Below are 14,929 nucleotides of genomic sequence, written 5' to 3' on the forward strand. Positions count from 1 at the left end.
TTAAACAGGTTCGGAAGAGCCCAGTTTCTGGGCAATGCTGACAGGCTTGAGGATGATGGGCTTGCCTTTCATATGGACAACATCACGATAATCATAACGGGCACCGGGGAAATTAATCATTTTCCAGCCAGCCATATTTTTATTCCCACCATAGAGTGGGTCAGAGAAATAGCCCTCCTGTGCATTTGCCAGAAGCTGGGCAAAGAAGGCTGCGGAGGAGACGTGAGCAAAATCACATTTGTCAGCTTCCATATCTTCCAGACATATATCTTGTTCCTGAGGTGACAGAGCTTCGAAATTTCTGCCATATTTTTTCTGGCAGAAACTATCCATATCTTTCAGCCCAAGACGATAAAGCTGTGCTGGTGTCAGAGGAGACTGATATCCTTGTTCAGCTGTTCCTTTAAGATAGGGACCATCTTTATAACGGTAATCAGCATTGCCCCATGGACTGGCAAGTTGATGGTCAGCGAAAATAACGCATCCTGCTTCAGAAGCACTTGGTCCCAGTTCATCAGCTGGAATCATCCGGTCAAAAACGGCAGCAACCTGCCGGGCTTCTGTTTCTGTGAAATAAACGCGTTTTGTGGGGTCAACCGGTTCTGGTGGCTGAAGATTACGGGCGGTCCATCTGTTCCCACCAGTCAGGATCCGTGCGGCTGCTCCTGCTGGCCGGAGGATCGTGGCGATTGTGGTTGAAGCAACAAGAACAAGGCCTGTTTTCAGGAAAGAACGTCGTTTAATTCTAACAGGTCTTTGACCCGATAAATGAGGAGTTTTGTTCATAATACCGCCATGAAAAGAGACAGATTAAAAAAGGGTGTATTTAATGAGAACGCTCTATTCCTTCTCGAATAATTACCGGAATATCTTTGCGCCAAAAGAAAAAAATGACAATAATATTTAAAGTAACAATTGAGTGAATATATGGAATAATAGAATATTATTGAAAATAATTGAAATTAATAAATATAAAATTTATATTATTATCATAGAAAATAAAAATAAGTCATTCCCTTCTATTATTTTGGAACGATTGATTTTTCGTTTGCAAAGATAGTGCCATAACAAGGGCGATAACCCATCCAATTATGGTCCATCCTAAAAAGATGTTGAGTAAAATTACACCTGTTTTATTTTCTACGCGACGAAAGAAGACAATGATGACAGGAACAAAATAAATTAAGAGACCAAAAAGAGAAGGCGTTGAAAAGTGATAAAAATCCTGTCGCGTAAAATGTCCAAACATAAAGAAATTCCCTTACTGGCTTTTTCTTAGTTATGATAACAGGGGAATGCTTAAAAAAATGTAATAGGACGGTTAAACTATGATTTAGGTATAAAGAGCAAATCTTCCAGTATTATAAAATTTGCGAGTTATCATAAGAAATTAAGTACTAATTTTCTCGCTAAGAAATTTTACAAACTTAATACAATATCAGATCAGTAATAATATTTTCACAAATAAGGTTTAATCTTTGAACCTGAATGTTTTTAAAACACGGGACATTATATGGGCTCTGTGTCGCTTACATTTCAACGTGTGAAGATATTATATATAATACATGGAGATAATGGTGCCGGATGAGAGATTCGAACTCCCGGCCTTCGGTTTACAAAACCGCTGCACTACCACTGTGCTAATCCGGCGCGGGCGGAGAGATGCCATGTCTGGGAAGATTAATCAAGAGGGAAAATGACATTTTAATAAAAATATGCCATTTCCGTTCACTATAACCTCAAAAAATTTATTTATGACGTCTTTTTTGTCTTGTTACGCGCACTGGCGTGGCAGACAGTACGCCTCCATCCGGAAGGATATTATCATCAATAACGGGGGCAGGTTTAACGGGCGTTGGTTTTTTACGAGGTGTGGGTACCCTGGTGATGACAGGGTGAGAAGTCATCGAAGGTGCTGCACCTGGTTTAGGAGGAGCAGGGGTCCTGTTGTGTGTTTTTGCCGATTCTGCTGTGGGAGAAGGCACTACAGGTGCCTGGGTATAGGAAGCATGTACAGATGCAGGATTTTTGAGGGCCTGACTTTCCTGATTGGACATGTGGGTTACAAGACCATTAGGCGGTGGTAACGTCGGACCATTCTTGACATAGCCATAACCATCTGGCGATAGGCCAGGATGGTGAACTCCTTTCTGAGAGGCACAGCCAGCGAGAAGGATAAAACCAATTGCAGGTGCAATAAAAGATGGTTTCATGAATGGTTTGCTTTCATCATCTGGGCAAGTTTTTCAGCGATAGCATGGTAGGTTTTAGCATTTTCACTGTCAGGGGAGGCGATAATAAGAGGAGTTCCGCCATCAGCTCCTTGACGGATGTCAATTGAAAGGGGAATTTCTCCCAGGAATGGAAGTTTCAGTTTTTCAGCCTCAGATTTAACGCCTCCGTGGCCGAAGATGGGGGTGGTCTCCTTACAGTGAGGACAGCAGAAATAGGACATATTTTCAATTAAGCCCAGAATAGGCGTCTGGGTGCGTTCAAAAAGCGTGATAGCCCGTCTTGCATCTAGTAGAGCAATATCCTGCGGTGTCGAGACGATAACAGCTCCTCCTTTTTCGAGCTTATCTCCCAGTTTTTTGGTCAGGGTTAATTGTGCATCTCCAGTGCCTGGCGGCAGGTCAACAACCAGCACATCCAGCACTCCCCATTCCACATCGTCCAGAAGTTGGTTAATTGCCCCCATGACCATAGGGCCACGCCAGATTAGGGCCTGTTTTTCTTCGATCAGATAGCCGATCGACATGGTCTTTAGATTCCATTTCTCAATAGGATGAAGTTTGCCTGAAATAACCTCTGGTTTTAGTGAAGCTCCGAGCATTGTCGGAAGAGATGGGCCGTAAATATCAGCATCAAGAAGGCCTGTTTTAAGTCCAGTTTGTGCCAGAGCGCAGGCAAGATTCAAAGCTGTCGTGGATTTCCCGACCCCTCCTTTCCCGGAGGCAATCGCAATGACTGCTTTAATTCCTGGAGCAGTCGGCCCGGAAGAGGCCTTGCCCCCTAATGGACGATGAGAGGACGGCTCGGATGAGGAGAAAGAGGCCATGAAGGATATAGTCACCGCCTCCAGACCTGTCTTTTCTTGCAGGAAGAGGGAAAGCGCCTGCTGAAGTTTTTGCAGATAACTGTTATTTTTGACTTTTGTTTCAAGGCTGAGAAATGCCTGTTTCCCTTTCAGGGTTATGTCTTTAAGGCTGAAACGGCCAACAAGATCATGATTGTGCAGAAACTCGGCACAATTTTTCTCAATAAGGGCGGAAATGGAATCGTTCTGATAGGACATGAGGCGATTTTCTCACGTTGTGAGCGTCACGAAAAGGGGAAAATCAGAAAGCTGGGAGAGAAGGAGATGACGTTTGGGAGGGAATAGAGTAGAGTCTTTCTCTATGGTTCAGAATGTATCTTCTTTCCCGGTCCGTTTCTCTGTTTCCTGCCTGGCATTATGGGTAGCGGGGCTCTGTATATCTCCTGTCTCTGCACAGGCTCAGACTGGGTCTCAACCGGCCTTGATACAGCCTTCTACATCCTCTCTTAAAACAGTGCCTGAACTTAACAGGGGGTTTGCTGATCTGGTTGATCAGCTTTTGCCTGCTGTTGTGAATATTTCGGCGTCGCGTGTGATCCGTCCGGCCGATGATGAGAAATCTGATGGTCCGGATGCCAGTAGCCCTAATGGACCACAAACTCCTCCTTCTCCTAAAGGGTCCCCGTTAGATAAATTTCTTCATGATTATATGAAACATAAAGAGGGCGAAGCACCTAAACGTGAGGTGCAGGCTCTGGGGTCGGGGTTCATATTAGACCCTACAGGGATTGTGGTTACGAATAATCATGTCATTGACAATGCAGATCAGGTGAGTGTCACGCTACATGATGGCACCGAGTTACCAGCCAAAATCATCGGGCGTGACAGCAAGGTGGACCTGGCCGTCCTACAGGTGAAATCCCCTCACACTTTGCCTCACGTGGCTCTGGGAAAGAGTGATCAGGCCCGTATTGGCGATGTCGTACTGGCGATTGGAAATCCCTTCGGGCTGAGTGGTACGGTTACGGCGGGTATTATTTCCTCTCGTAAACGTAATGTCGATCATGGTTTGTATGATGATTTTATCCAGACTGATGCTGCGATTAATCGGGGTAATTCCGGGGGACCACTTTTTAATCTGAAAGGTGAGGTCATTGGTATTAATACGCTGATTTATGGCGGAGCTAGTGGCGATTCAATCGGGATCGGCTTTGCTATTCCATCAGATGATGCGCGTGGTATTATTGACCAGCTTCGTCAGAAAGGATTTGTGCAGCGTGGCTGGTTGGGAGTCTCTTTTCAGGATCTGACTCGCTCCATGGCTGATGATTTGGATATTTATGATCAGAATGGAAATCCTGCCAAGGGCGCCATTTTGTCAGAAATTAAGGAAAAAGGGCCCGCTGCGAAGGCAGGATTAACTGTTGGGGATGTCATTCTGGCGATTAACCAGCAGGATATAACAGGGACGATTTTACCGCGCCTTGTTGCTGATCATCAACCTGGTGAAACAATTACGATGGAAGTCTGGCATCGTGGCGCGCATAGGACAGTGCCGCTCATTTTAGGGAAATCGCCTGAAGAGCGGGATCCTTTGCCGTCAGATATACATCTGCCAGAGCACCCGCATCAGACAGTGGCCAGTTTGGGGCTTAAAGTCAGTGTGATTGATTCAGATATGAGAACGCAATATGCCTTGTCTGACAGCCAGCGCGGTGTGCTTGTCAATGAGGTGATAAAAGGTAGCATCGCCGATCAGCGCGGGATCATAGAGGGTTCGATTATCACGCAGGTAGGGCAGACAGAAGTCAACACACCCGATGCTTTTGCACGGGCTGTTCAGCATGTGGAAGAGTTGAAAAAGAAAGAGGTTCTGCTTTTGGTGCAGGATAAAGAAGGGATGGTCTGGGTGCCCCTTCCCTTATCCCGTCAGTAATGATCTGAATTACAGGCCGCGGTCGCGTTTGATCTGGTCCCATGCTGCATTAATTCTGGCTACGCGCTCCTGTGCCTGGAGGCGTTGTCTGTCAGTCATTGGGCGCTGAGCGAGGACATCAGGATGATTTTCCCGCATCAGGACGCGCCAGCGTATCCGGATTTCGTCGATGCTTGCGGAGTGCGTAACTCCAAGAATACGGTAAGCATCTACAGTAGCGTTTGAAGAGGCGCTTCTGGTCTGTCCTGTTTCAGCACGGTTCCACGCTGCTTCAGAAAGACCAAAAGCCTTATGGACACGTTTGAGATAATCCAGCTCACGGGCATGTAAAGGAGAGCCTTGGGGGAGATCAGACCGGGCAATATAGAAAAGTGAGCCTAGCAGACCTTCCAGGGGAGCAAGGTTGTGGGAATAAGCGCGTCCTAACTCCTGGGCATACATTTCAAAATCATCAGTACGATTGCGGGCGCGGTCAAAAATCAGGCCAATATTATGGAGTGCATCAGGTGGAAAATGATAGCAAGTGCGAAAGGCGCGGATTTCGGTCTTGTTGACAGGGCCATCAATCTTGGCAAGTTTGGCGCTCAGCGCAACAACACCAAGCCCGAAAAGCTGGTCATTCTTCCCAAGGAGGGAAGCCATCTTGGCGGCAGTAAACATGGCAGCATTATTAGGGTCAGGCGCTCCGCTGCTTTTAAAATGACTGCTCCATGTCCCTGAGGGAGGGTCAAGGAGCCTTTTTTTATCGGCCAGATGGCCTAGCGCAAACCCCATAACCGCGCCGACGGGGCCTCCTGTGACAAAGCCTGCGGCACTTCCAAATAATTTTCCCCATACTGCCATTAAGTCACTCCGTTTTATAGAGCTACAATCATATAACGAGATGTCGTTTATAAAAGAGAATTCAAGAGGGCTTATTCTGTGCTTGGGAGGGGCATCGCGTCAATATATCCTCTAAAACGGCAATTCTGAGCGATGAAGCAAGACCGTTTTCTGGTATCCGGCGGGAATCAATATTGACGATCAGTGCGGCAAGTGAAAGATTTTTACGCTGGGCCATTTGTTCGAGAAGATGCCAGAACGCCTCTTCCAGTGCAATGGAAGTACGGTGGCGGCTAAGCGTGATACTGCGTTTGATAAGCCTGCTCATGAAGATTCTTTTACAATATTGTCGTGGTTATCAAGCTGTTGGAGTGCCCATAAAGCAGTTTCAGCAATGATTGGGTTGTTGTCTTTTGTTAAACGGAATGCTGCATTTCTGAGAGAGTGATCGCCCGAATTACCGATTGCAATGAGGACATTGCGGATGAAACTGTCACGCCCAATGCGTTTAATGGGGGAGCCGGAAAAGCGTTGCCGGAAGGCTGCATCATCAAGAGTGGCCAATGTTGCAAGGGATGGGCTGATATTTTCTTTTTTGGCATGGAACTTGATAGTCTGGGATGTTGTAGCGAAGCTGTTCCAGGGGCATACTGCCACGCAATCATCGCAACCATAAATGCGGTTGCCCATTTTCTTGCGGAGTTCAGTGGGTATAGAGCCCTTATATTCAATTGTCAGGTAAGAAATACATTTTCGTGCATCCATCTGACCTGATCCCAAGAAAGCTTCTGTCGGACATGAATCCAGACAGCGTGTGCAGGAGCCACATTTCCCGCCTTTCGGAAGTGAAGGTGTCAGGTCAAGCGTTGTAAATATTTCTCCCAGAAAAAGCCATGAACCATGAGAACGGGAAACAAGGCACCCATGTTTCCCACGCCAGCCAAGATGCGCTTTTTCAGCAAGGTCACGTTCTGAAACAGGGGCGGTGTCAACAAAGACTTTTACCTGTGTTCCCGCGCCACCATATTTCACGACGAATTGCGCAAGCTGTTTGAGCATGCCTTTCATCACATCGTGATAATCGCGGTTACGGGCATAAACAGAAATATTTCCACATTCTTTCTGTTTTAAGCCATTCAGGGCATTTCCCTCTGGAGCATATGATAATCCCAGGGAAATGACGCTCTGTACTTCAGGCCATAATTTCTGAGGCTGAGCCCGCTGTTCGATACGTTCTTCCATCCATGTCATGGTGCCATGATAATTATGGGCGACAAAAGCACGCAATCCTGCTTCAATAGCTGGATCAAGAGAAGCTTCGCAAAAGCCGATGGCATCAAACCCCAATTCCCGGGCATGGGACTCGATTTTTTCTTCAATTGTTTGGGGTTTGTGAGACAGAACATCTCTCCTTTGTTAGAAAAAAGCTCTCTTCCTGTTGGTTTTGCGTGGATCGGAATGAAATTGCAATATCTGCTTCTGAAAATACTATACAAGGTCCTGCCATCTTTTTTCCTGATGGTTCTAGCTGGTTTGGGTATTTCTTCTCCGCTTCGGGCTGAAGGATCATCCCAGACGGTTGAGCAGCTTTATAACCATATTAGAAACGACCCACAGCGTCTCAGAATTTTCTTGCGGTCCTTCCCTAAAGGCGGTGATCTTCATAATCAGCTTGATGGGTCGGTCTATGCAGAAACACTTCTGCGCTGGGCGGCAGGGGATAATCTCTGCATTTCTCTTAATATGGGTAAAATTTTATCGGCTCCTTGTGGTGTTTCAACTAATAATGAACAGCCAGCATCACTTTTATTGAAAGATCTTACCGGCTGGAGCCATCTGGTTGCCGCACTTTCTCTGCGGGACTTTGTCCCCACGGTTGGAGATCGTTCCGCCCATGATCATTTCTTTGGCACATATGAACGTTTTTCTGCTGTCGAAAAAGCCCATCAGGGCGAGCTTCTCACAGAGGCAATGAAAGAAGCTGCACGTAATCATGTCAGCTATATAGAATTTGCTCTGGCACCTCTGGCCAGCTCGAGAGTGTCTGTTGCAGGAAGACCCAGATTGACCACTCCGTCAGATCTGCCCCATGTGCATGAAGAACTTCTAAAATCTCTGCCGGATTTAACGCAGCAGGTCCAAAAAGAGATCACAAATATGCAAAGCAGGGCGCGTAAGCTTCTGTTCTGTGGTGAAAAAAATGAAAATCCCGCCTGTCATATTGAAGTGCGTTATCTTTTTCAGGCTTCACGAAATATGGCTCCCATCGTGGTTTTTACAGAATTGGAGGTGGGGTATCTTTTAGTCCAGAATGATCCCCTTTTTGTAGGCGTTACCCTTACAGGCCCTGAAGATGCACCAGTAGCGTTGGCAGACTATACGCTGCAAATGAGTATGTTTCGATTCCTTAACAATGTATATAAAAATACAAGGCTGGCTCTTCCGGCCGGAGAGCTGACAAATATGCTCGCTCCCCCGGAAAATCTGTCTTTTCATATAAACTCGGCTGTGCAGGATGCCTCTGCAAGGCGGATCGCCCAAGGGCTTGATATTACGTACGAGCATGATGCGGCAGAGCTTCTCCAGACGATGGGTCAGCGTTCTATTGCCCTGGAATTGAATTTAACCCGTAATGAGAAGCTGGCAGGTGTAAAAGGGCTGGATCATCCTTTTATGCTCTTTCACCATGGGGGGGTACCGATCGTGCTGACCAGTGATAATGGGGGTATTCTGCGTGCAGACCTGACAGAACAATATGCTTTGGCTGCTGGCGATTATCAGCTAAGCTATAAAGACCTTGTGAATTTATCGCGTGCTTCTCTGGAGTATTCTTTTCTCGAAGGGGATTCTCTATGGGTAAAGGGCCATTGGGGTCAAAGAGTCAGATCATGTGCTTCTGAAACATTATCTGCTCACCTTACTAGAAATTGTGAGAGCTATCTCCATACGAATATCAAGGCGAGGTTGGAGTGGCAGTTGGAAATCTCCTTACAGAAGTTTTCTTCTGAGGTAATGCGGAACATAGTTCTGACACGTTAAAAGATTAATATTACCTGAATTCAGGTAAAACTTATTAAGGTAGTGGATGAATGATTGATTATATCGCCCTCATTAGTGAAGATGATGGAATGACTTACCATGTTATGTTTCCTGATTTTCCAGGATGTGTGACAAAGAGCTCGACGATAGCTGGGGCTAAACGCATGGCGCGTGAGGTTCTTTCGCACCATATCGGTGTTATGCAGAGATGTGGAATGGTGATTCCTGGCCCTTCCTCCTGTACAGAAATTATGGATAATCATTCTTATCATGGAAGATTGGCTTTTGAGGTATCTGTTTCTTCATTTTATTGAATAACCGTAGTACAAATAGGGATAGCTATTATATCCAGATAAGAAGAATTAGAACTGATGAGATTTTCCCGTTTTTTTTTGTGTGCATTGGCTGGTTTGGCTTTTCTGATGAAAAGTGTGCCAGTATCTGGTGCCGCAATTGTCAATCAGTCAAAGCCGTTGGAAATCCGGGTTGTTGTCGTAACGGCCTTTGAAATCGGGAAAGATGAAGGAGACGTTGCCGGTGAATTTCAGAACTGGGTGGAAAAACTTCCTTTAAGTAAGACAATCCCTGCGCCAGCTACTTATCATGAGCTTTATCGCTATAATCCTGATTTGCATGTTTTAGGTGTAGTCGGTGGTGAAGGGCCAACGCGAATGGCTTCTTCCATTACGGCTTTGGCATCTGATTCACGTTTTGACCTGACGCATGCCTATTTCATATTGGCCGGAATTGCGGGGATCAATCCGCGTGCCGGAACAATCGGCACAGCCGCCTGGGCACGTTATGCCGTGAATGGGGGCGCTGCCCATCTTATTGATGCACGCGAGATTCCATCAGATTGGCAGGATGGTTTTACACCTGTGCAAGGCTCTACCCCTTATGAGAAGCCAAGACCACCAGCTCATTCTATTGCAGCTGATATGGTTTATCAGCTCAATCCGGAGCTTGTGAACTGGGCGTATCAGAAAACGAAAACTGTTTTGCTGCCTGATAGTGATGAGGTGCAGGCAAAACGTAACCGCTATCATACTTTTCCCAAAGCTATAGCAAAGCCCAGGGTCATTTTAGGCGATACCATCTCATCAGAAACCTTCTGGTTAGGTGCGCGCATGAATGACTGGGCCGAACGTTGGGTGCGTTACTGGACAGACGGCAAGGGCGAGATGGCAACGACGGCCATGGAAGAAATCGCTCTTTGCCAGGCTTTGAGTTATCAGGAAAAAATTGGTCGCGTTCATGCAAACCGTGTACTTGTTTTGCGAACAGCCAGTAATTTCGACATGCCTCCTCCGGGAGAAAATCCGGCATCCATGCTGGCAGAAGAGGCACATGAAGAAAGTTTCATCGGCTTAAAACTGGCAACACAGGCCGCCTATGATGTGGCAAGCCCGGTTGTAAGGGAACTTGCCACCCATTGGGACCGGTATAAAAACACAGTCCCCACCCCATAGTCTGCCTGAAGAAGGCTCAAAGAGGCGCTTTGTAGCGAAGTGCCTTGATAAGAGTGCGAAAGGCAGGAGAGGACTGGCGGGAGCTGGGGTAATAAAGATAATAGCCATCCCAATAAGGGGACCATTCCTGGAGCACGTTTTGAAGCCTGCCATTTTTTATATAAGGCAATGCAAGTTCTTCAGGGACGTAAGCGAGGCCTCTGCCTGCAAGGGCAGCTTCAAGAATGAAATTTATATTATTGAAAATAAGCTGTCCTTTAACATGAACTTTAATTTCACGTTCATCTTTTCCAAACTCCCATGCGTAAAGAGCTTTAGAGGAAGAGAAACGATAATTGATACAGTCATGTTTCGTAAGATGATGTGGTGTGTCAGGGGCTGGATGGTGTCTGAAGTAAGAAGGTGCCCCGATAACGCTAAAACGTATATCCGGCCCAATACGGACGGAAATCATATCCTTGGCAAGCAGCTCTCCCATGCGGACCCCGGCATCAAAGCGGTCTGTGACAATGTCTGTGAGACCATTATCGAGAAAAAGCTCCACTTTTATATCAGGATAAAGCGGCAGAAACTGCTCAAGTTTTGGTAGGAGAATATGGCTGATGGCATAATCAGGTGCATTGATACGAATTGTCCCGGCAGGTTTTTCACGTAATTCATTCAGAGCGTCAATTTCAAGATCTATCTGATCAAAGTGAGGGCCTACCCGGTTCATAAGCCTTTCACCTGCGTATGTTAAGGCAACAGCGCGTGTTGTCCGCATAAGTAAGCGCAGGTCAAGTCGTTCTTCAAGGCGGCGTATTGTGTGACTCAGCGCAGATTGTGAAACACCTAATTGCGTTGCCGCTTTTGTAAAGCTGCCTGTGCGTGCGATCGCCAGAAAAGCGATCAGGTCATTGACGTTCTGGCGGAACATTTACGATTCTTCAGGCGCGAAGATATTTATTGAAAAACTGTACAATTCTGTCGAAAGGGATAACGTCCATTTTATCATAAAGATCCGTATGGTTGGCACCAGGAATGATGAGAAGTTCTTTAGGGTTAGCTGCGTTTTCATAAGCTGTCTGGCTAAAATAGAGTGAATGGGCTTTTTCCCCATGAATGAATAAAATAGGACGTGGGGAAATATCTTTTATGTAATTCATAAGCGGGAAATTCATAAAGGATAATGGGGTTGTCCGTGTCCAGGCATTGCCCGAATTTACAGAGCGTTTATGGTAACCACGGGGCGTCATGTAATAATCATGGTAATCAATCATGAATTGTGGTTCTCCTCCCTGAAGTTCATTGGAAGGGGCCTGATAATCAGGTGTTCCCTGTGCTGCGTCCTGCCATCGCTGCTGGCTTAATATTTCAAGAGTTCGGGCTCGTTGTTCTGGTGTTACGCTGTCATTATAACCTTTGGACATCAGGCGGCTCATATCATACATGGTACTGGTCACCACGGCTTTGATGCGTTTATCAACAGCAGCAGCTGTCAAGGCAATACCACCCCATCCACATATACCGATTATGCCGATCTGCGCCTGATTGACTGCGGGAAGAAGCCCCAGATAATCCACTGCGGCACTGCAATCTTCGGTATTTATATCGGGGGAGGCAATGTTGCGGGGTGTGCCATTGCTTTCCCCTGTATAAGAGGGGTCAAAGGTAAGGGTTGCAAAGCCACGGGCAGCCATTATCTGGGCATAGAAACCGGATGCCTGTTCTTTTACAGCGCCGAAAGGACCACAGACGATCAATCCCGGTAATGTCTGGTTTCCCTTGTTTCCGGGCTGGTAATAGTCAGCCGTAAGTGTGATCCCATAACGATTTTTAAAGGTGACTTTCTGATGATCGATTTCGGGATCTCGAGGAAAGGTTTTATCCCATGTTTCAGACATTATTTGCGCCTTTGCTGTAAAAAAGAGGGAATGATGCAGGGAAAGGAGAACGCCAGACATAGTGAGCGCTGCGCTGCCTCCTTTTAGGAAAAGACGGCGCTTCAAGGCGCAATCTGTTTTCAGGGACCGATTATTTGCCATCTTTATGTCCTCCGATAACGCGTCCTTTCACAAAGTGTCATGCCTTTATTATAAGCGATCCAGAACCGTTTATTAGAGGGGCTGAATGATATGAGCTTATGAGTTCAGTTCATAAATGAGTGCATGAAGCGGTGTCTGTCGCTCTATATTCATGAATTGGATTCATAAGGACATGCAGCGTCTGCCTGCTGGTATTCATTGCAGGAATCCTTTACGCCCTGTCGGGATGCTTACGGCGCTTTGATGATAGTGGAGCTGACGTGACTTTTCACTCTGATAAAAATGCGGAGAAGACCCGGGGAGAAGACACTCATTGGAGTGCTGTTTTTGCCATGTCCCTGTGCGTTTTTGTCCTCATTGCCTCAGAATTTCTGCCAATCAGCCTGCTGACGCCGATTGCCCGTGACCTTCATGTGCATGAAGGGCAGGCCGGGCAGGCAATTTCCGTATCCGGGGTTTTTGCGGTTATAACGAGCTTATTTATAGCCACTCTCGCAGGGAAATGTGACCGTAAACAGCTTCTTCTTGGCTTGACCGGCCTTATGGTCATATCCGGTATTATGGCAGCATTAGCTTATGATTACGTTCTTTTCATGATCAGCCGGGCCTTGTTAGGTGTTGTTATAGGCGGGTTCTGGTCAATCTCTGCTGCGACGGCCATGCGCCTTGTGCCAGTGTCAAAAACTCCAAAAGCATTGACGATTTTTAATGCGGGCAATGCTCTGGCAACGGTTATTGCGCCACCATTCGGGAGCTTTTTGGGCTCATTAACAGGGTGGCGGGGTGCCTTTTTCTGTGTTGTTCCTGTCGCTATTGTCGCCTTTATCTGGCAATGGATCAGCCTGCCTTCCATGAAAGTCGAAGCACATGCCAGTCCCGGCGCTATTATCAGAATCTTGAAAAGACCTTTTATGGCGTTGGGAATGGCTGCAGTTGGTATTTTCTTTATGGGGCAGTTTTCCCTCTTTACGTATGTTCGACCATTTCTGGAGCAGGTGACTCACATAACGATTTCGGAATTATCATTGCTTCTTTTCGTCATTGGGTGTGCAGGTTTTACAGGCACCACCCTTATAGGCATCTTTCTGAAGAAGCGTATTTATCAGACCTTAATTCTGCCCCCAGTTTTTATGGCGATTATTGCCGTTTTTCTGATTATATCAGGACATAATCCAGTCTTAACGGCCAGTCTCCTGATAGGATGGGGGCTGATTTCGACACCCGCACCGGTTGCATGGTGGGCATGGCTGGCCCGGTCCCTGCCGGAAGAGGCGGAAGCAGGAGGTGGTCTGATGGTCGCATTGATTCAGGGTGCCATCACGCTTGGGACAGTCACAGGTGGCCTGTTATTCGACCATAGCGGTTATCAGCTTACCTTCATCACCAGTGCCGTTCTGCTTGTTTTTGCTGCCTGTCTAGCGTTTCTTACTTCACGTGCTGCTCGCCATAAAATTTTATGAAATAAAAGATGGTTTGGGGAACTCGTCTTCGCTCCAGTCGCCCTTTGCCCAGTTTTCTCGCAGGGTGATGGCCAGTTCAGGCAGGGTTCCATCAAGAATGGCGGCCCTGATCTGGCGCATAAGTCTCTGATAATAGGCCAGATTATGCCAGGTCAGTAGCATAGGGCCGAGCATTTCATTGGAGCGGAAGAGGTGGTGAATATAAGCGCGTGAATAACGACCTGCCAGCGGGCTATCATCTTCAGGGCTGATGGGGCGGGTATCTTCGGCAAAGCGGGCATTACGCATATTCATCGTGCCGCGTTCTGTATAGGCGCGTGCCGTGCGCCCTGCACGTGAGGGCATGACGCAGTCAAACATATCGCACCCGCGCATGACGGCCCCCAAGAGATCGTCAGGAGTGCCGACCCCCATAAGATAGCGGGGCTGGTCTTCAGGCAGTTCCGGCACTGTATAATCAAGGGTTGAAAACATCAGTTCTTGCCCTTCTCCAACGGCCAACCCTCCGATGGCGTAGCCTTCAAAGCCGATCTCACGCAGGGCTTTGGCAGAATATTTGCGGAGGTCTTCTTCTGTTCCGCCTTGTACAATGCCAAACTGTCCATAACCAGGGCGGGCAATAAACGCCTCTCGGGAGCGGGCCGCCCAGCGCATGGAGCGCTGCATGGAGGTCTCCAGCGTTTCCTTTGTCGCTGGCAGGGCAGGACATTCGTCAAAGGCCATCGTAATTGTGGAATCAAGCTTGAACTGTATATCAGTCGAGCTTTCTGGTGTAAGGCGATGTTTGCTTCCATCAATATGAGAGCGGAATGTCACGCCATCTTCATCCATCTGCCGTAATGGCCCTAAGGACATGACCTGAAACCCGCCGGAATCCGTCAGGATAGGGCCGGGCCAGTCCATCATGCGGTGCAGGCCTCCCAGTTTTTGGACACGTTCAGCCGTTGGACGAAGCATGAGATGGTAGGTATTGCCCAGAATGATGCCCGCTCCCGTTGAACGGACAGCATCTGCTGTCATGCCTTTGACTGTTCCCACTGTGCCGACAGGCATGAATGTTGGTGTCTGCACCTGACCATGACGTGTATGTAAAATGCCGGCACGGGCATTGCCGCAGCGGCCTGTTTCCTGCCAGTACATTT

General features: G+C 47.2%; 15 protein-coding genes and 1 tRNA gene. 5 read left to right on the forward strand and 11 right to left on the reverse strand.

Features of this window, described 5'->3' with window-relative positions; all coding sequences use genetic code 11:
- The 5 genes from AC3B6P_RS03475 to AC3B6P_RS03495 all read right to left on the reverse strand — a co-directional run bounded on the left by AC3B6P_RS03475 (window position 1) and on the right by AC3B6P_RS03495 (window position 3,295).
- Window positions 1–786, reverse strand: coding sequence for a gluconate 2-dehydrogenase subunit 3 family protein (locus tag AC3B6P_RS03475; protein WP_489804743.1), 786 nt, complete (start codon window positions 784–786; stop codon window positions 1–3).
- Window positions 787–1,009: 223 nt separating this feature from the next.
- Complete coding sequence (locus AC3B6P_RS03480) at window positions 1,010–1,249, reverse strand: superinfection immunity protein (protein ID WP_489804744.1); 240 nt, start codon at window positions 1,247–1,249, stop codon at window positions 1,010–1,012.
- A 326-nt stretch (window positions 1,250–1,575) separates the two neighbouring features.
- A tRNA-Thr gene (locus AC3B6P_RS03485) sits at window positions 1,576–1,650 on the reverse strand.
- A 98-nt stretch (window positions 1,651–1,748) separates the two neighbouring features.
- Window positions 1,749–2,213: a hypothetical protein gene (locus AC3B6P_RS03490; protein ID WP_489804745.1), complete on the reverse strand. Its 465-nt coding sequence runs from the start codon at window positions 2,211–2,213 to the stop codon at window positions 1,749–1,751.
- Window positions 2,210–3,295 carry an Mrp/NBP35 family ATP-binding protein gene (locus AC3B6P_RS03495; RefSeq protein WP_489804746.1) on the reverse strand — a complete coding sequence of 362 codons (1,086 nt, stop codon included), beginning with the start codon at window positions 3,293–3,295 and terminating at the stop codon, window positions 2,210–2,212. The genes AC3B6P_RS03490 and AC3B6P_RS03495 overlap by 4 nt, the downstream gene beginning before the upstream one ends.
- Before the next feature lie 103 nt (window positions 3,296–3,398).
- On the opposite strand from AC3B6P_RS03495, the gene AC3B6P_RS03500 reads away from it, so the two are divergent.
- Complete coding sequence (locus AC3B6P_RS03500; protein ID WP_489804747.1) at window positions 3,399–4,973, forward strand: Do family serine endopeptidase; 1,575 nt, start codon at window positions 3,399–3,401, stop codon at window positions 4,971–4,973.
- A gap of 9 nt (window positions 4,974–4,982) precedes the next feature.
- Here the strand turns inward: AC3B6P_RS03500 and AC3B6P_RS03505 are convergent, their stop codons facing one another.
- The 3 genes from AC3B6P_RS03505 to queG form a co-directional block, all read right to left on the reverse strand.
- Window positions 4,983–5,816, reverse strand: coding sequence for a TerB family tellurite resistance protein (locus AC3B6P_RS03505; RefSeq protein WP_489804748.1), 834 nt, complete (start codon window positions 5,814–5,816; stop codon window positions 4,983–4,985).
- A 61-nt stretch (window positions 5,817–5,877) separates the two neighbouring features.
- Window positions 5,878–6,123 carry a ribbon-helix-helix domain-containing protein gene (locus tag AC3B6P_RS03510; protein WP_489804749.1) on the reverse strand — a complete coding sequence of 82 codons (246 nt, stop codon included), beginning with the start codon at window positions 6,121–6,123 and terminating at the stop codon, window positions 5,878–5,880.
- Window positions 6,120–7,196, reverse strand: coding sequence for a tRNA epoxyqueuosine(34) reductase QueG (gene queG, locus AC3B6P_RS03515; protein ID WP_489805533.1), 1,077 nt, complete (start codon window positions 7,194–7,196; stop codon window positions 6,120–6,122). The genes AC3B6P_RS03510 and queG overlap by 4 nt, the downstream gene beginning before the upstream one ends.
- On the opposite strand from queG, the gene AC3B6P_RS03520 reads away from it, so the two are divergent.
- The 3 genes from AC3B6P_RS03520 to AC3B6P_RS03530 are packed head-to-tail and all read left to right on the forward strand — an operon-like array spanning window position 7,188 to window position 10,303.
- Complete coding sequence (locus AC3B6P_RS03520; RefSeq protein WP_489804750.1) at window positions 7,188–8,834, forward strand: adenosine deaminase; 1,647 nt, start codon at window positions 7,188–7,190, stop codon at window positions 8,832–8,834. The genes queG and AC3B6P_RS03520 overlap by 9 nt on opposite strands.
- A gap of 50 nt (window positions 8,835–8,884) precedes the next feature.
- The gene (locus AC3B6P_RS03525; protein WP_489804751.1) at window positions 8,885–9,148 is read left to right on the forward strand and encodes a type II toxin-antitoxin system HicB family antitoxin; all 264 of its coding nucleotides are present in this window, start codon (window positions 8,885–8,887) and stop codon (window positions 9,146–9,148) included.
- A gap of 57 nt (window positions 9,149–9,205) precedes the next feature.
- Window positions 9,206–10,303, forward strand: a complete 1,098-nt coding sequence (locus tag AC3B6P_RS03530) for a purine nucleoside permease (RefSeq protein WP_489804752.1) — start codon at window positions 9,206–9,208, stop codon at window positions 10,301–10,303.
- Between the two features lie 16 nt (window positions 10,304–10,319).
- Here AC3B6P_RS03530 and AC3B6P_RS03535 read toward each other — a convergent pair whose 3' ends face one another.
- Window positions 10,320–11,219, reverse strand: a complete 900-nt coding sequence (locus tag AC3B6P_RS03535) for a LysR family transcriptional regulator (protein ID WP_489804753.1) — start codon at window positions 11,217–11,219, stop codon at window positions 10,320–10,322.
- A 10-nt stretch (window positions 11,220–11,229) separates the two neighbouring features.
- On the reverse strand, window positions 11,230–12,327 hold the full coding sequence (locus AC3B6P_RS03540; protein WP_489804754.1) for an alpha/beta hydrolase: 1,098 nt from the start codon (window positions 12,325–12,327) through the stop codon (window positions 11,230–11,232).
- Between the two features lie 260 nt (window positions 12,328–12,587).
- Between AC3B6P_RS03540 and AC3B6P_RS03545 the strand changes: the two genes are divergently transcribed.
- On the forward strand, window positions 12,588–13,787 hold the full coding sequence (locus AC3B6P_RS03545) for an MFS transporter (protein WP_489804755.1): 1,200 nt from the start codon (window positions 12,588–12,590) through the stop codon (window positions 13,785–13,787).
- Here the strand turns inward: AC3B6P_RS03545 and tgt are convergent.
- Window positions 13,782–14,927, reverse strand: coding sequence for a tRNA guanosine(34) transglycosylase Tgt (gene tgt, locus AC3B6P_RS03550; protein ID WP_489805534.1), 1,146 nt, complete (start codon window positions 14,925–14,927; stop codon window positions 13,782–13,784). The genes AC3B6P_RS03545 and tgt overlap by 6 nt on opposite strands.
- Window positions 14,928–14,929 lie beyond the last annotated feature (2 nt).

Source organism: Aristophania sp. ESL1142, assembly GCF_058107345.1.